The organism is Lentibacillus halodurans, assembly GCF_900112045.1.
GTDB lineage: Bacteria > Bacillota > Bacilli > Bacillales > Amphibacillaceae > Lentibacillus > Lentibacillus halodurans.
Genome location: NZ_FOJW01000002.1, coordinates 76,539 through 93,923, shown reverse-complemented (window position 1 = coordinate 93,923; position 17,385 = coordinate 76,539). Strand labels below are relative to the sequence as shown.

At 42.4% G+C, this 17,385-nt stretch carries 17 protein-coding genes and 1 pseudogene; 4 read left to right on the top strand and 14 right to left on the bottom strand.

Annotated features, from left to right (window positions below; genetic code table 11):
* Positions 1–235: 235 nt before the first annotated feature.
* Positions 236–625 (top strand): YhjD family protein, encoded by a 390-nt coding sequence (locus BM195_RS03140; protein ID WP_090233491.1) that lies wholly within the window; start codon positions 236–238, stop codon positions 623–625.
* Here BM195_RS03140 and BM195_RS03135 read toward each other — a convergent pair.
* The 4 genes from BM195_RS03135 to BM195_RS03115 form a co-directional block, all read right to left on the bottom strand.
* Entirely contained in the window at positions 573–1,094 is a 522-nt protein-coding gene (locus BM195_RS03135) for a competence protein ComK (RefSeq protein ID WP_090233486.1), read from the bottom strand. The two genes, BM195_RS03140 and BM195_RS03135, sit on opposite strands and share 53 nt — an antisense overlap.
* 213 nt (positions 1,095–1,307) lie before the next feature.
* On the bottom strand, positions 1,308–2,846 hold the full coding sequence (locus BM195_RS03125) for a fatty acid--CoA ligase family protein (protein WP_090233479.1): 1,539 nt from the start codon (positions 2,844–2,846) through the stop codon (positions 1,308–1,310).
* A gap of 261 nt (positions 2,847–3,107) precedes the next feature.
* Positions 3,108–4,103, bottom strand: a complete 996-nt coding sequence (gene lplA, locus BM195_RS03120) for a lipoate--protein ligase (protein ID WP_090233475.1) — start codon at positions 4,101–4,103, stop codon at positions 3,108–3,110.
* A gap of 63 nt (positions 4,104–4,166) precedes the next feature.
* On the bottom strand, positions 4,167–4,910 hold the full coding sequence (locus BM195_RS03115; protein ID WP_090233474.1) for an MBL fold metallo-hydrolase: 744 nt from the start codon (positions 4,908–4,910) through the stop codon (positions 4,167–4,169).
* 100 nt (positions 4,911–5,010) lie between these two features.
* Here BM195_RS03115 and yhfH point away from each other — a divergent pair, with 100 nt between their 5' ends.
* Together yhfH and pepF are read left to right on the top strand one after the other, a co-directional pair.
* A complete protein-coding gene (yhfH, locus tag BM195_RS03110) occupies positions 5,011–5,139 on the top strand; it encodes a protein YhfH (RefSeq protein ID WP_090233472.1) in 129 nt (42 codons plus the stop codon).
* 208 nt (positions 5,140–5,347) lie between these two features.
* Complete coding sequence (pepF, locus tag BM195_RS03105) at positions 5,348–7,159, top strand: oligoendopeptidase F (protein WP_170848131.1); 1,812 nt, start codon at positions 5,348–5,350, stop codon at positions 7,157–7,159.
* 221 nt (positions 7,160–7,380) lie between these two features.
* On the opposite strand, the gene hemY is transcribed toward pepF, so the two are convergent.
* The 4 genes from hemY to BM195_RS03085 all read right to left on the bottom strand — a co-directional run bounded on the left by hemY (position 7,381) and on the right by BM195_RS03085 (position 13,055).
* Positions 7,381–8,787 carry a protoporphyrinogen oxidase gene (gene hemY, locus BM195_RS03100; protein ID WP_090233465.1) on the bottom strand — a complete coding sequence of 469 codons (1,407 nt, stop codon included), beginning with the start codon at positions 8,785–8,787 and terminating at the stop codon, positions 7,381–7,383.
* Entirely contained in the window at positions 8,784–9,722 is a 939-nt protein-coding gene (hemH, locus tag BM195_RS03095; RefSeq protein ID WP_090233461.1) for a ferrochelatase, read from the bottom strand. The genes hemY and hemH overlap by 4 nt, the downstream gene beginning before the upstream one ends.
* 16 nt (positions 9,723–9,738) lie before the next feature.
* Positions 9,739–10,773, bottom strand: coding sequence for a uroporphyrinogen decarboxylase (gene hemE, locus BM195_RS03090; RefSeq protein WP_090233457.1), 1,035 nt, complete (start codon positions 10,771–10,773; stop codon positions 9,739–9,741).
* 152 nt (positions 10,774–10,925) lie between these two features.
* Positions 10,926–13,055, bottom strand: coding sequence for a transglycosylase domain-containing protein (locus tag BM195_RS03085; RefSeq protein WP_090233454.1), 2,130 nt, complete (start codon positions 13,053–13,055; stop codon positions 10,926–10,928).
* Positions 13,056–13,424: 369 nt separating this feature from the next.
* Here BM195_RS03085 and BM195_RS03080 point away from each other — a divergent pair, with 369 nt between their 5' ends.
* Positions 13,425–13,922 (top strand): antibiotic biosynthesis monooxygenase family protein, encoded by a 498-nt coding sequence (locus BM195_RS03080; protein ID WP_090233452.1) that lies wholly within the window; start codon positions 13,425–13,427, stop codon positions 13,920–13,922.
* 155 nt (positions 13,923–14,077) lie between these two features.
* Here BM195_RS03080 and BM195_RS03075 read toward each other — a convergent pair whose 3' ends face one another.
* The 6 genes and pseudogenes from BM195_RS03075 to BM195_RS03050 all read right to left on the bottom strand — a co-directional run bounded on the left by BM195_RS03075 (position 14,078) and on the right by BM195_RS03050 (position 17,251).
* Positions 14,078–14,587 carry a thioredoxin family protein gene (locus tag BM195_RS03075; RefSeq protein ID WP_090233450.1) on the bottom strand — a complete coding sequence of 170 codons (510 nt, stop codon included), beginning with the start codon at positions 14,585–14,587 and terminating at the stop codon, positions 14,078–14,080.
* 3 nt (positions 14,588–14,590) lie between these two features.
* Entirely contained in the window at positions 14,591–15,016 is a 426-nt protein-coding gene (locus tag BM195_RS03070) for a disulfide oxidoreductase (protein ID WP_090233447.1), read from the bottom strand.
* A 134-nt stretch (positions 15,017–15,150) separates the two neighbouring features.
* Positions 15,151–15,384, bottom strand: a pseudogene (locus BM195_RS03065) (helix-turn-helix domain-containing protein); the annotation flags it as partial.
* Positions 15,363–15,740, bottom strand: a complete 378-nt coding sequence (locus BM195_RS03060) for a methyl-accepting chemotaxis protein (protein ID WP_090233444.1) — start codon at positions 15,738–15,740, stop codon at positions 15,363–15,365. The pseudogene BM195_RS03065 and the gene BM195_RS03060, both read right to left, overlap by 22 nt.
* A 14-nt stretch (positions 15,741–15,754) precedes the next feature.
* Positions 15,755–16,492, bottom strand: coding sequence for a cell wall-active antibiotics response protein LiaF (liaF, locus tag BM195_RS03055; RefSeq protein WP_244535653.1), 738 nt, complete (start codon positions 16,490–16,492; stop codon positions 15,755–15,757).
* 111 nt (positions 16,493–16,603) lie between these two features.
* The gene (locus tag BM195_RS03050; RefSeq protein WP_090233438.1) at positions 16,604–17,251 is read right to left on the bottom strand and encodes a phosphatase PAP2 family protein; all 648 of its coding nucleotides are present in this window, start codon (positions 17,249–17,251) and stop codon (positions 16,604–16,606) included.
* Positions 17,252–17,385 lie beyond the last annotated feature (134 nt).

Below are 17,385 nucleotides of genomic sequence, written 5' to 3'. Positions count from 1 at the left end.
TTCTTCTCAGTGGTTTTCTTCATCTGCTATTCAGTATAACTATTTTTATTTTAAAGTAATCGTCCGTTTATGCATGCAGCGCTTGTCCAAAAGTTTCCTCGTTTTATGCTTCTGCTGATAGAATACACGTGCCTCTTTCTCTTCATTTTACCTTAAATCTTTTTTTTGGTATATTTTTTGTTTATTTTATCATATAATAAACATGGAACAAATGTTCGTTCACGGAGGAGATTACATGCGTTATCTGAACGATGAAGAATTACAGCTGGCTTCACGCTTCCTGTTTCTTTCGATGGCGATGGTTGTGATTCAGCAAGATATGCAACGTATCCGGCAAGGAACTTTTAAAATCAAAGAACCTTATATAACACTTTTGGAAAAAATGAATACCGAAGCAGTCAATGAACGAAGGGAACTGCGAAAGATAATGAAGGATAAAAAGATTCAGGTCATTACATTGAATAAAAATGATTCGTTTTCATCCTATCTATTTCTTTGCAGAGGACGTGAAGAAAAACGTAACTACTTTAACCCGGCAATCCGCAAAAAAGTGGAAGCAATCATTCAGGAGCTTATGCAAAAGGCTCTGCCGCCACATCGACATTATGCCGCTGCAGATACTTGATGCGATTATCCAATAAATACCGGTACTGCGCAGTCCTTTGTACCTGGTTAAGCATCGAGCCAAATGAAACATCCAGAAGAATGGATTTGTGATTTTTGAAGATAATTTCCGTCTGCCTTCCGGGTCCCTGATTGACCTGATTAATATGTGAATGGGCAATCCATGAGCACTTCGGGTTGTTTGGGGAGGTTGTCGGGAAAAAATACATGCCGCTGGTCGGGTCAATGGAAATGGGCGCTTTATGTGTAATGCCGCATATGCCGCGAGTTCCGTCCTGACGGCCACGCAGACTGCTCCCAAAGAATTTGCATGCATGATCAATGATTTTACTTGGAGAAAAGTGAATAAAGAATTCTTCCTGCTCTTCCAATACACACGTACTAGTATTGCCGTTTTCATCCTGCTGTGGAACAACTGCCATTGTAAGGGGAGTTACTTCATAAGATGGAGAGTGAAAATGGTCTATCATTATATTTCATCCTTTCATGTAGCATGAAAAGAAAGAGGCATATGTATAATTTACCAATTCAGCATGAAAAAGGCAATAGAAAATTTGATTTTTCTTAAAATTGTTTTCAGAAATATGAACGCTTACCAAATCCATTATGGTTTCAATAAAGGTCAATTTCTGACCGTTAAAACCACAAAAGGATGTCCGCATGATCTGGACACCCTGTTTCCATTATTGTTCGATTTGTTCACGTAAGTTTTTCCGCAATATTTTTCCTGTTGTGTTTTTCGGTAATTCATCCAAAAACGAAATCTTCGATGGAACCTTGTATTTAGCCAGATGACCCTTGCAAAACGCCAATAAATCCGGCTCATTCAATTCAGTATCTTTTGCTACAACGAAGGCAAGGACGGATTCCCCTGTCTCCGGATGCGGTGTACCAACAACAGCTGCCTCTGCGATCCCTGGATGGTCATACAGCGTCTCTTCCACCTCACGCGGATAGACGTTGTAACCGCCGACGAGAATCATATCTTTTTTCCGGTCAACAATGTAAAAATAACCCTCATCGTCCATCCGCGCCATATCACCGGTGTGCAGCCATCCATCTTTTAAGGCGGCTGCTGTTTCTTCTCCCAGTTTGTAATAGCCTTTCATCACGTTTGGCCCGCGGACGATTAATTCACCAGCCTCACCTGGCGGAACTTCCTGGCCCAATTCATCGACGACCTTATTGTCCACATTGACAATGCTCCTACCAATCGAACCTGACTTGGGCGGGCGATCCAACGGGTTAAAACATGTGACCGGTGATGCCTCTGATAATCCATAACCTTCAGAAACTTTTACGTTAAACGTTTGTTCAAAGTTTTTTAACAATGACACAGGCATCGCGGCTCCCCCTGAAATACATAAACGGATGCCGGTAAAGTAATCCTGATGATTATCAGCACTTTGCAGCAAATAGTTATACATCGTCGGTACACCGGCAAAGACAGTAGCGTTATGATTTTGGGTAAGCCGGAAAACTTCCTGCGGTGAAAATTTCGGCATAATCAGCACCGTACCGCCATTCATCAGTGGTGCATTCAATGCTACCGTCAGACAAAACACATGGAACATTGGTAACGCAGCAATCACACGATCCTCTGCGTTGATGGTTAAATAATCAGCAACATCTTTGGCATTTGAATAGATGTTTTGATGGGACAGCATCGCACCTTTAGGCTTGCCGGTCGTTCCGGAAGTGTACAGTATAATCGCCGTGTCTTCATCATCTGTGCCCGGATCTTTGAATTCAAGACTGCCTTCGGCCACCATTTGTGATAACGATTTCATTTTTGAGGACAAAGGGCTGTTTGCTAAGGATAGATCATCCTCGCTTTCACAGGATATGTAATATTTTACATCCGGAAGCTGATCCTGAATCACTTCAAATTTTTCCAGTAACACATCCATTGTGATAATTCCCTTGACATCACCATTTCTCAAAATATAAGACATTTCGTGTGATGTGTACAATGGATTGATCGGAATGACAACGGCCCCCATCCGCAGTGCACCATACAATCCGATGATAAAGTATGGGCTGTTGCTGACAACAAGGGCAATGTGATCACCTTTTTTGTAGCCGAGCTGCTGCAGGCGGGAAGCAAATTTCGTAACAGCAACGTCCAGCTCCATGTAACTTGTTTCCTTATCCTGAAAAATGTATGCCGTCTTGTGACGGTTTTTTCTAGCTGTCATCGATAATTGTTCTGATAAATTCACGTTTTCTCCCCCTTTGATATGAATGAATAGTCATTCATTTTATATTAATTGTAAAATACTGATAATAAAAATTCAAGTGAAAGCGTTTGCTGAATGGGATGCCGCCTTATTAGAGTGAAGGATGAGATTAGAGGGCAGAGCGGCGGAAATTGGCGAGAATGCCAATTTGATATTGAAACATACCCGAAATGTTATCAAGCCTTATCCTTTATATATAAAGAAAAAACCGACTGCTTATCATAAGGAGCCGGTTGTTCTGTACTAATACAGCAACTTAATAAATTCATCTTTTGGAATCTTGCCAAGGTAATGCGGTACATCAACATCTGCCAGTGCTTCCTCGATTACTTTTCGCTCATGGCGTACACCTGTCAATGCATTTTCCAGATCGCTGACTTCTCCCAATCCAAAGAAGTCCCCATAAATTTTGCAGTTTTCGATGATGCCGTTATTGACGTCGAGTCTTACATCAACAAGTCCCGCATCAAATTTATGTGACGCCCGTACGTTAAATTTGGGCGATTTGCCATAATTCCATTCCCATTTTTGGTAACGGTTCTCGGAAATCCTGTGAATTTCTTTCCAGTCCGCTTCAGTTAATTTATAGCGTGGAACTTCCTTGACATCCTCCACATCGAAAATATGTTTCAGGATCATCTCTTTAAACTCGTCCATTGAAATTTTTTCATCCAGATACTCGGAAATGTTGGCAACACGGCTGCGAATTGATTTGATGCCTTTTGATTCGATCTTTTCCTTATTGACGTTCAAGGCTGAAACGACATTTTCAATTTCCGAGTCGAGCATCAATGTTCCATGACTGAACATCCGACCTTTAGTTGAAAACATCGCATTTCCGGAAATTTTACGGCCTTCTACAGCAAGATCATTCCGGCCTTTCATTTCCGCTGGCACACCCAGTTTGTTCAACGCTTCAATAATCGGCTGGGTGAACTTGGCAAAGTCCTGGAAACTTTCCCCGTCATCTTTTGTAATAAAGCTGAAGTTGAGATTTTGCTCATCATGATAGACCGCGCCACCACCGGAAAGACGCCGGACAACTTTGATGCCGTTCTCATCCACATAGTCCGTGTTAATTTCTTCAACACTATTTTGGTTCCGTCCGATAATGATCGAGGGTTTATTGATGTAAAACAGTAAATATGTATCTTTTTCCCCGAAATTCTGCAATATATATTCCTCTATCGCCAGATTAATCGTCGGATCAGTAATTCCTTCATTGTCAATGAATTTCATGAAATAACCTCCCCTAGCACAATTATTCAACATCTATTAGTGTAATAGAAACGCGGAGGATAATCAAAAATTATGACTTTTTCCCCAGACCAGCCCTTCTTTAGCCAGCTGAATACTTCCGGAATAAAATGCTTTAGCTTCTTTTACCAGATCGTTGTTATCACGATATTGCGGCAGATGGCTGAGAATCAATTCATCGACATTCGCTTTGTCTGCAATCATCGCTCCCTCTTTACTGGTCATATGTCCTGCTGCCGAACCATCCTGATCCGCATAAAAGTTGCAGTCCGTTACCAGGAGATCAGCATCTTTGGCAAAGTCGTACCACGCTTCCTTAAAAGCTGTATCCGCAGTATAAACGATTACATCTTCTCCGTTTGTAATACGCATACCATAGCATGGTACTGGATGGACTGTTTTTAAAAAGGTGATGGAAAATGGACCAACTTCCAATGTTGCAGCCGGGTCATATGCAACCCCTTCTGTATGCTTGTGTGTCAATGACTTGAAGCCATACTGATCCTCTTGATGCCCATAAATCGGCAACACTTCCTTTCGATCACTCATATAAGATTGCACCAGCCAAGCATACTGAAGAACACCAATATCTGCTATATGATCGTTATGGTAGTGAGAAAGAATGACCGCATCCAAATTCATGACATGTTTCATGGATTGTAATTTGGATAATGAACCACTGCCAGCATCAATCAGCAAAGTAAAGTCATCCTGCTCAAGCATATAAGCTGAGGTAGCACCACCCGGGGCTGGATAGCCTCCCCAACATCCGATAATCGTTAACTTCATAAATAAACACCTCAATTTTAAATTTTGTTGTAACACAGTGTTGACTTGTTGCATACTGTTATAATACAATAGTTTTTACCAACACTAAGGGGATGATACCATGATGAACGTTGTTGAATTTTTCAGAAATCTGCCACGGAAAAAATGCCATCATTGCGGTAACGAGATGTTTGAGAAAGCCGATTGTTACGGCAATTTGTGTGACGAGTGTGATCACCCAGCCAGGTAACAACATCCAATTCCATTGTACTGTACTATATAGTTCCTTTCCATTGATACAGCTATTCATACAGCTGTATTTTTTTGTTTGTTTTGAATGATTGTCCGGGAATTCACACAGTTATTTTCCAAAAAATATCCGAAAATGATATTATTTCAGTTATTTTTATTTTATAATTAATTAGCGTAACGAAATAAATTGGGAGGGAGTAATTATTATGACAACAAAAACGAAACGCCTGACACGTTCTGAAGTACCGGCAGAACAGACGTGGGATTTAACCGATTTATTTGCTTCCCATGAAGCGTGGGAACAAGAATTAAACGCCCTTCAGGCAAATGTCAGTGATGTGACCCAATATAGAGGAAGACTGACATCCAGTGCCAAAAACCTGTTAAATGGTCTGCAGGCTCAGGAGAATTTTGAAAAACGCCTGATTCATGTGGCGACGTACGCCAACCTTAAATCAAGTTCAGATGGATCTGATCCGCAAAATCAGGCTGACTCTGCCAAGGTATCATCTGCAATGGCTGCAATCGGCGCCAAACTATCTTTCGTTGAAAATGAGCTCCTGCAGTTATCAAGTGATGCTATTGAACACTTTATAAGTGAAGAACCGGAATTGAAAACATACCAGAAAATGCTTGATGACGTTTTGGAAAAAAAACCTTTTACGTTAGCTCCTGAAATAGAAGAAACACTTGCAGCCCTTGATGAGGTACATAGTGCACCGTATATGATCTATCAGCGCAGCAAATCATCCGATATGGAATTTGATCCAATTAAAGACAGTAATGGTGAAGAATTGCCAATGTCGGCGGCACTTTATGAGGACAGCTATGAACTGTCATCCGATACAACGACCCGCAGAAAGGCATATGGCTCATTCGTTAAAACGCTGAACCAGTATAAAAACACTTATGCAGCGACATATGCCACCGAAGTGACAAAGCAAGTGACAACATCCCGTCTGCGTTCCTATGCCTCCGTTACCGATATGCTGCTGCAGCCACAGCAGGTAACGAAAGATATGTACCACAATCAACTTGATGTTATTCAGCGGGAACTGGCTCCACATATGCGCCGATTTGCAAGACTGAAACAGGAAAAACTCGGCCTTGATGAGATGCGCTTCGCCGATTTGAAAGCGCCACTTGATCCGGAATTCAATCCGGCTACAACATACAAAGATGCAACAGATACGATTCTTGAAGCGCTTCAAGTGATGGGACCGGAGTATAGTGACATCATGCAACAGGGTATTAACAATCGCTGGGTTGACCGGGCCGACAATGTCGGAAAACAAACAGGAGCATTTTGTTCTTCTCCATATGACGTCCACCCGTATATTTTAATAACGTGGACAGATACAATGCGGGGGGCATTTGTACTGGCACATGAGCTGGGACATGCGGGTCACTTCTATCTTGCCGGTAAAAATCAGTCACTTGTCAACACACGGGCATCCACGTATTTTATCGAAGCACCATCTACTTTAAATGAGTTACTGCTGGCTGATCATATGCTGGCCAAAACGGACAACAAGCGGATGAAACGCTGGGTCATTAGCTCGCTCCTTGGAACCTATTATCATAACTTTGTGACACACTTGCTTGAAGGCGAATTCCAGCGTCGCGTGTACAGTTTGGCTGAGGAAGGAATACCATTGACCGCTGCAGTACTGTCCGAACAGAAGAAAGAAGCACTCGAAAATTTCTGGGGTGACGCAGTGTCGATCGATGACGATGCAGGCCTGACATGGATGCGGCAGCCGCACTATTACATGGGTTTATATCCGTATACGTATTCTGCAGGTCTAACGATTTCTACTGCTATGGCAAAGAAGATCCGGGAAGAGGGGCAGCCTGCAGTCGACCGCTGGCTAACAGTACTGAAAGCCGGCGGAACTATGAAACCGCTCGACCTTGCCAAAAAAGCCGGTATTGATATGTCCAATCCGGATGCTATTAGGGAAGCAGTTGCCTATGTCGGCGAGCTCGTTGATGATCTGGAAAAGAGTTATGAATGAATAAGGGAGAAGTGCTTCAGCTTTGGCTTGGCTGAAGCACTTTTTTTGAATGATTTGTACGGGATGATGTTATTTATAACACTTACTTCGGTCGATTCTATCGTTCTTCTGTTGATACACCCGCTTCTCTATCGATATTTTGCGTTTTCGCCCAGGTTCAGCTTCCGTTAATCAAAACAAAGAACCGACACCAAACACTTTGTTCAATACCGATTCCAATTTTATTTGCCCAAAAACGCCAATACATCAGCAACTGCTTTTTCCCCTTGATCTATACAATCCGGGATGCCAACACCTTCATACGAACTGCCGGCCAAAAATAGGCCCGGAAGCTTATCCTGCATATCTTCCCGTACTTTTGCAATCTGCTCGGTATGTCCGACGGTGTATTGCGGCATTGCATTATTCCAGCGGCTGATGACGCTGAATTCAGGCTGCTCTGATATATTCATCGTTTTATTCAAATCGTTCAATACAATGTCAGTAATTTCTTCGTCTGATAAATGTACCACCGATTGGTCAGTCGGTCTTCCGACGTAGCAGCGGACGAGCGCTTTGCCATCCGGTGCGGCATTCGGCCATTTTTTATGTGTCCAGGTACATGCTGTAATCCTGAAATTGCTATTTCGTGATACGACAAATCCGGTTCCGTCGATATCCTGCTTAATCGCCGATTCATCAAACGCCATGGCAACATTGGCAACAGATGTAGACGGAATGTCGTGGAATGCATCGAATACATCAAACTGGCTGAACATTTTCGGTAATGTATCATGCGGTGTGGCCATGACAACTGCATCTGCTTTATACACTTCACCATTACTCAGCAAAACATGGTAGCCGTGATCTTTCTTTTCGACATGGTCGACTCCGACGTTCAATGAAACCATATCGCCCAGAACTTCCTCAAGCCGCTCAACCAATGTTTCCAGTCCATTTTCAAATGAGAAAAACATCCCCTGCTTTTTCCCGTCTGATTTTTTCAGATTTGACTTTTCCGGCATCGTCTTTTGCAAGCCTTTGATCAAACTGCGGTGGTCCTGTTCAAGCTGATAAAAATTCGGGAATGTTGCCATGATGCTCATGTCATCTAAATCACCGGCATAAATCCCCGATAATAACGGCTCAATCAAATTTTCCACCAATTCATTGCCAAAACGCCAGCGGAAAAACGCTCCCAGTGACTGGTCACCTGTTTTTCCCCGTGGCAGCACAAAATCCATTCCTGTACGCAGTTTTCCTTTCATCGAAAAAATACGGGATAACAAAAATGGACGAATGTTTATTGGCACTCCCATATAGGAACCTTTAGGCATTTTATGCAGTTTATTATTCACAAGAATATAGGATTGTCCTGTCCCGTTGCGTACCAGCTGATCACTTAATCCCAATTCCCGGACCAGTTTAACACCAGGCTGTTTCCGTGATAAAAACGAATCCGGCCCCTGCTCAATTACAAACCCATTGCGTCTGGTTGTTTTTATTTTGCCGCCGAGCCGGCTGCCTGCTTCGATAAGCTTTACTTCATACGGGAGATCTTTTTCACTGATTTCTTTTTGCAAGTAGTAGGCAGCGGATAAGCCGGTTATTCCGCCGCCTGCTATTAAAATCTTTTTTGTTTCGCTCATCGGACTTCACGCTTTACCTTTTTCATAACGACATCAGCAAGAGTTGCGATGAATTGCGGATGGGTATTTGGCATTTCCGGACGATAGTAGTTCGCTCCCAATTCATCACAAACCACTTTACATTCATAATCATTGTCATATAAAACTTCCAGGTGATCGGCAATAAAGCCAACCGGCACATATACGAACGAACGATAGCCTTTCTGTTCATACAAATCACGGGTCAAATCCTGTACATCCGGACCGAGCCATGGATCAGGAGTATTCCCTTCACTTTGCCAGCCGATCGCATAATGTTGGATTCCAGTCGCTTCGGAAATGAGACGGGCTGTTTCCTTCAACTGATCAGGATAAGGGTCGCCATCTTGCAAAATCTTTTCCGGCAGGCTGTGTGCGGAAACAACCAGAACAGTTTTTTCCCGCTCTTGTGCAGACAACTCATCATAAATGGCACTGATTTGATCGGCCCAGTACTTGATAAAACCTGGCTCATCATACCAGCTTTCCACTGATTCGATGGAAATGCTGTAAGTTGCTGCTGTATCATTAGCACGCTTGTTATACGATTTGACACTGAATGTTGAGTAATGCGGTGCCAGTACAATTGAAACAGCTTCCTCAATGCCATCTTCTGCCATTTGCTGAACGGCATCTTCAATAAACGGATGGATATGCTTCAGACCGATATACGCTTTGAATTCAACCTCATCCTGTGATGCATTCAGTTTTTCTTTCAATGCTTTGGTCTGCTCTTCCGTGATTCTTGCCAGAGGTGAAATGCCGCCAATTGCTTGATAGCGGTCTTTCAAATCCTGCAGCGCTTCCTCGGATGGTTTTCTTCCGTGGCGAATATCTGTATAGTACGGTTCAATGTCTTCTTCCTTGTAAGGCGTTCCGTATGCCATCACAAGCAGTCCTAATTTTTTCTTTTCCATTTGTAACACCTCTCGATTATCGTTTCGAATACGTATGGATAAGCTCAGTTAATTTTTTCAATGTTTCCGGCTTAATATCCGGTGTGACACCATGCCCCAAGTTAAAAACATGTCCTCCCTGCTGCCAGCTTTCATCTAAAATAGCTTTCGTTTTTGCCTCAATCGTTTGCCAATCAGCAAGCAGAACTGTCGGATCAAGATTACCCTGTAAGACTTTGGTAACCCCCATTTGCCGTGCCTCGGTAATGGAGGTGCGCCAGTCAAGGCCGATGACATCAACCGGCAAGTCGTTCCATTCCAGCAGCAAATGACGTGCACCGACACCGAATAAAATCAATGGCACGCTTTCTGATTGCAATTCCGAAAAAATCCGCTGCATGACCGGCTTGATATAATAACGATAGTCCCAGACATTCACTGCTCCGACCCATGAGTCAAAAATTTGAATCGCCCGGGCGCCGGCATCAATTTGCGCCTGCACATAAGTAATCGTCATATTCGCTAGTTTGTCCATTAACGCAAACCAGACATCGGGCTGACTGTACATCAGTGCTTTTGTTTTACTGTAATTCTTTGATGGTCCGCCTTCAATCATATAGCTTGCCAGTGTAAATGGAGCGCCGCTAAAGCCAATAAGCGGTACATTCAGCTGTTCCGCTGTCAGCAGCCGGATTGTATCCAGCACATACGGTATGTCTTGTTGGGGATTGATGGAGCCCAACTGTTCAACATCCTGAAAATTAGTGATTGGGTTGTCTATCACCGGACCGACTCCCTTTTTAATTTCCACATTCACACCTAGTGCCGGCAGTGGTGACATAATATCCTTATATAAAATCGCTGCATCCACTCCGTAGTGTTCAACAGGAAGGCGCGTTACATAGGCACACAATTCAGGCTGGTGTGTAATATCAAATAGAGAATATTTTTCCTTCAGTTCACGGTATTCTTTCTGCGACCTGCCTGCCTGGCGCATAAACCATGCAGGGGTATAATCGGCTTTCTCTCCGTTGTATACTTTTAAAATGGCTTCATTCAAATGTCTTGTCACTTAGTTCACCCTTTATAGCAGCGTAAATTGCCCATTTTCAACTATAGCGATTTCCGATGTCGTTGTATAGAAAATATTACGTATTGTCATCAATTTGTTTAAATTATATATGATGTCTTCCCCTAAATGCCTGCCCAATTCAAGTATTGACATTACCTTGACAGTTCAACCGTATTTGACTTTTGCCCTTCTGTGTTCGTCAATGGATCATAAGGAACAACATAGTAGCGGGATGATCCAAAAAATGAAATACGATCAATCGTATATTTGTTATCTCCTTCTACTTCCCCGATCCGTTCATCAATGCCTTCTTCCTCCCGATAAATGTGATAAACGATGCGATCATCCCCAGCTTTTGTCCACTCCAGTTTTCCGTTAAAAAGGGAAAAGCCGCCAAACGAATAGTCGCCATGTAATGTTATATCCTCAGGCAGTTCAATTGGCTCAGGCAATGCAGTAACATTTTCCGGCTTTTCAAATGAAGCTGCCAGCGTTTCCTGTTCATCAAATTCCGATAAAATATCTTTGGTCAGCCTAGTCGGCATTTCACTTCCGGCTGTCAGGTAATGATTCTCATCAGATGTGTCATAACCCATCCATGCTGCACTTATATAGTCCGGTGTAAACCCGACAAACCATGCATCCTTCACTGCATCATCAACATACGGGTGCTGTGTGGTACCGGTTTTACCTGCCAATGCTTTTGTATACTCGCCTGCACTTCCTGTGCCTGATGTGACAACATTGGACAGGATTGAGGTCATGTTCCAGGCAACTTGCGGACTGAACACTTCTGCAGTGTCCGTCTCTCCTTCATAAACAACCTCATCTTTTCTGTCAAGGATTTGGTCGATTGCAATCGCATCAATCGTTTCGCCACCATTTGCAAATGGCCGGTAGCTTTGTGCCATTTGTAAAGGTGTCACACCTTCTGATAATCCGCCCAATGCTATTGCCAGTCCTTCATCTTGAATTCGCAGCCCCAGTTTATTTAAATAATCTTTCGCATAAGGAATGCCTATTTCGTTTAACAGCCAAACGGACGGTACATTTTTCGACTCAACAATTGCATCATAAATGGAAATCGACCCGGTATATTGATCATCATAATTTGTTGCCGTATACCCATCAATTTCCATTTTTCGATCGGGAATAAGTGTATACGGCTGATAGGTTTCCTGCATCATAGCTGGACCATAAACAGCAATTGGTTTGATCGCAGACCCTGGCTGACGATTGACTGTAACACGATTCAAGTCACCAAGCTGGTAATCCCTGCCGCCGACAGCAGCAGCAATTTCACCCGTATCTTGTTCCAGCATAACGTAGGCACCTTCAGCCCCCTCGGTATTACCCGGGAAATAATCCTCATTCTGAAATTTTTCATAGGCAATTTGCTGGATATTTTGGTTGATGTTAGCAACAATACGATATCCGCCGCGTCGCAATTCATCACTGGATAACTGGTACTTGTCTTCAGCTTCTTTTAAAACTAAATCAATGTAACTTGCCGCCCACGGTTTCGGTTCATATTCCTGTACATCCAAACCAAGTTTTTTTTCCTGTGCCTGTGTACGTGTCTCTGTCGTAATGCTGCCTGTATCATCCATTGCTTGTAATACAACATTTCGCCGTTTTTCTGCTTTTTCGGGATGGTTTACTGGTGAATAGCCATTTGGTGCTTTCGCCATTCCTGCCAATAATGCCCCTTCTGATATTGTTAAATCTGCTGCTGACTTGTTAAAAAATTTTCGGGCTGCAGCCTCGACTCCATATACACCTTGTCCAAAGTAAATTTCATTTAAGTACAATTCGAGGATTTCATTTTTTGATAAATGCCGTTCCAAATGAATAGCGGCCATAACTTCTTTTGTCTTACGCAGCCATGTTTTATCATTCGTCAGGAACAAGTTCTTCGCCAGCTGCTGGGTTATCGTGCTGGCGCCTTCTACCTTAGCCATCGCAACAATATCACGATAAACAGCCCGGACAACCGAAATGAAATCAACCCCTGCATGTTCATAAAATCGCCTGTCCTCTATAGATATAAATGCCTCCTGGACATGTCCGGGAATCTTATCAAGCGTGATGGGCATCCGATTCTCTTTATATAACTTACCGATGACTGTTCCATCGCTTGTTTCAACCGTTGTTGTGGCATCAAGAACCAAATTTTCCTCATCAACAATGAGACCGCCGCCGAATAAAATGACAACATATCCGATTATGCCCGATACCAGAACGAAAACCAATGAAAGCAACAGCCACTTTAGCTTTTTCATCTTCTTGTGAATTCACCTCACGTATTAGTATACGACAATTTTCGCAAAGACGAAAGTATTAATACTTGATGTTACTTAATAATAATTTTAAAGTGAATCTTCAATCAGTGGGATGTCTTTCCCCACTGATTGTTAGATGAGCAGTTAGTCAGCACTTATCTTGTTAACTTCTTCAAATCTTATAATTGGGGACTTACTGCCAGTTACATGCGGGATAAAGTGATTCTTCAATCAGTGGGGCGTCTTTCCCCACTGATTGGAAGATGAGCTTATCGGACATTTACTGGCAGTTAGAGTGAATCAATCGATTTACGTTCAAGCTAAGCTGGTATGTTATGATAGGAAGAGAAAAATGAAAGGAGTGTCGTCATGAATGCCTATATGACAAATGGGACACTTGATTTTTTAAAAAAACTCCCGGATAAGCATCCGGATATCGATTTTTATTTTATGCGGGAGAGCGCAAGTACATTAGTTTATTATGAAGGCAATGGAAAAAGCATCTTTGCTTCCGGGAGAGCATATGAGATTCTCATTGAAAATGGAACAGTCCGGTCAGAAGGTTTTGTCGTCATGAATAATATCCCGGTAGCCGATGAAGGCAAGGCAACATTTGAAGACAAGTTTAAACAGCGGCAGCAGAACGTGGAATCCATGCCCGGATTTCAGGCATTCCGCTTATTAAGACCAAAGAAAGGAAATACTTATATCGTTATGACTCAGTGGGCATCCAAAGCTGACTTTGAAAACTGGAAAAAATCGGATCAATTTAAACAGGCACATCAAGGTGGCGGTGACGTCAAACCACCTGCATACTTTCTGGACAGACCTTTCGTGACGAGTTACCATATGATCGATATGGATTAAGAAAATCTCGGGTGTCATATCCGTTCTCCGAAAGCCAAAGATTAGAGAGTTAAATCAAATCCCAAGTCTTCCAAAGGTTGGATGCAGAAATCCGTTTTGCTCAATCCGAGTTAGCCGAATTTGTTTTTTAAGAAAAACGCAAGCCAGGGTACTCCCTAGCTTGCTTGCTCATCATTATTCTCCGAATCATTCATGACATATTCGTTGAAGAACGCTCTGAATATGTCATCTTGTTGTGCTCCATTGACCCGATCAACTTCCTCACCGTTTTCAAAGTAAATCAGGGTCGGGGTGCTTTCAATGCCATATTGATCCCATGCATCCCGGAATTCAAGCAGGTTCAGTTTTTTCATATCGACATCCATTTCTTCTGCAATCGGTACCAGCCTCGGTGTTAATTCCTGACAATGCGGACATGTCGGATCATAGAAATAAACGACCATATCCTCTCCGTTATGCAGTTGTTCGCTCAATTCGTCCGGTACAATTTGATTCTGGTAGTTTGGATCATCCAGCTGGTCAATCGTTGCCTGTTCCAGGTCATCTTTTCCATATGGGTTTTCGTTGTCCCCAATCGCCTGCTGATTTTTATAATCAATCACAAAATAAAGGGCAGCAAATAGCACGACAATCGAACCCAGAATGATCAGCATTTTCTTTTGCATAAATTATTTCCTCCCCCGTTTCAGTAATAAAAGATGCAATACGAATATAATGATAAATGCGGTACTGGCCAGAAATGGGATCGTAACAAATCCGAAATAGTTCACGTATTCCGTATTACATGGAACAACGCCGCACGCATCACCTGCATCCTGTAATGCCGGGAGCTTTTGGATGAAATAATGATAAATCGAAACCAGCATCCCGATTCCACTTAAAATCAACCCCGGTAATGCAATGTTCAAGTCTTTCTTAATAAGGGCAGTGCCATAAATAATGACGAGCGGATACATCAAAATCCGCTGTATCCAGCATAGTTCGCATGGTACGTAGCCCATGATTTCCGAAAAAAACAGACTGCCCAACGTGGCAACAAGCGCTTGCGCCCATATGACCATAATTAATGTTTCCCTTGTTTTTGTATTTTCCATATGGTCATCCCCTCATTTCATTTTCTCAAGTATTATACAAGCAAGAACAGAAAAAAAGCAAAAAGGAAGCCTTCTCGCCGCTAATCTTTTTGCTTCCATAAGTCATTTTTGTGAACATACACAGCAGCCTGAGTCTAGTCATAAACGTCCAATTTAGCAAGAATACTGCTGACATGGGTTTTCACTGTTTTAATACCGATGTACAGTTTTTCCCCGATCTCCTGATTCGTTAATCCTTCTCCAATACAAAGCAGCACCTCAAGTTCACGTTCAGTCAATTCATCATGCAGCTTCTTCCCGTCTCTCCGGAAACTGGACATCATTTTTCCGGCAACTTTGGGTTCGATCACATTTTCACCTGGTTCTGCAGCTTCTCCCCCAGTTCATTCATCTCATCACTGATTCTTGAAAGTTCATCACTTTCCTGAAAATGCATGCGGGAATCATAATGTCCGTTCGCAAACTGTGTAATCAATACAGACAGATAATCCAGCCGCTCCTTCATTTTGCCGCCTGACTTAAAACCGGCATAACAAGAAATCACAATTGCAAATAGCATATAGAGCAGGATAAACGTAAAAATGCCTCCCACCGACAGCCAATCGGGAGCAAAAATGACATAAATGCTTAACAAGATAGATAGCAATAATATCACTGTCAAAAAAACCGCATATAAATGAGAACGAATATACATATAACGAATACCACTCAGTTTTTTCAGCATTGATCCGTCCCCTTTCAAATGTTGACAACTCTAATAGAGCCAGCCTGCAATTTTATAAACAAATTCAGTTTCTGTATGGCCTTTTCATAATCCGGCGTTTCATACGTAATCGTTCGGTTAATCCCATCCTTTTTTTGAGCGGCAGCAGTAATTTCACCGGCCATCACAGTAGCTTCCACTCTGAATGCAATATTTTCCGGCATAAGTATATGAACATCAACTGCCAATGAATTAATTGTAGTCGGTATTTCCTTTTCCGGGATAAATGCTTTGGAGAAATCCAGGTAAAAATCACCAGCCATTCTGCGTAAATGCATGGGTTCGACCTTCCAGTTCGGCCGGTTATATTCTTGGTCGCCTACCGAAAAAAATCTTGTATCATCAGTATGATTCATGTTGGTCCTTACCTTCCGATGAACAAACATTCGTTTACTGCTGCCAATAAACGTAAAGCCGATATAAACAATCAAGAGTGGCCATAATTTCAACACATCGCCAAACTGGAATGTGATGAAATCAAACCGGTCCATCAGAAGCAATATCCCGAAAATAAAGAAAAAAGATCCAAAAATCCAGCTGCCGCCACGATGTCTTACTCGATCAGCTATCCATTTGAAGCCAAATATCATAAATATAATCGGATAAATATACAACCACGCATGATGAACACTAATGTCTATGACACCGATATTCTCTAAGGCAAGTGCAACACCAAACGAGATAAGCATAATTGCTAAAATATAACGTATCAATCGGTTCCCCCTCCCATCATCCACCTAACTCATTTGAATAAAGCTCTTGTACCCATTATACATGATGGCCTGAGTGTAAATAATTGTCCACAGCCTGTTTTTGTATCAGTCTCAAGACCGAGATCTTCCCCTTACCTCCTGCAGCCATTCATACAAATAAATCAAACCTGCTAAAAAGATAAACCCGAAAACAAATCCTGCGAAGACATCCGTTAAATAGTGAACATTAATCACATATCGGCTGATTCCGATCAAAAAAATAAGCAAGGCAAGACTGAATTGAACGGTTATAGCAGCTTTAGACGATGTTAATTTTTTGGCAAGAAAATACGCGAGCAGTCCATAACAAACCATTGGAATCATCGCGTGACCGGATGGAAAGCTGTACCCTTCAGCATTGGCAGCAACCAAAATACTTGGCCTTTCACGTTCAACAAGTTGCTTCATAAGTATATTCACGCCGTGACCGCTCAAAGTTCCCAGGCCAAATACCAATGCCGGCAGCCAATCCCGGAAAGCCCACCACAATAAAAGGGACGTGATAATTGTGAATGGTGTCAAAAACGTGCTGGAACCTAATTCGGTTAACCAGCGAAAGAATGTATAAACATTAGTGTCTGCCAATTGTTGCACAAGTCCCCGGGTCATCTGATCAATGTAAACAACTTGTCCGCTGATAATCCGCATGACCCAAATACCGATGATTAAAAGCTGCAACGATAGTAATAATAACATGATATATTTCCGTCTATTCAACACGTTCTAAGCCTCCTGTGTCCATCATATCTTATTTTCCCCCGTCATAACAGGGCTGTAAGTTCTCCATTTCATGGTTGCAGAACAAACGTAAAAACTATGGTGGGAACAACTGCCTGTAAAGGTCCGATTCTGTT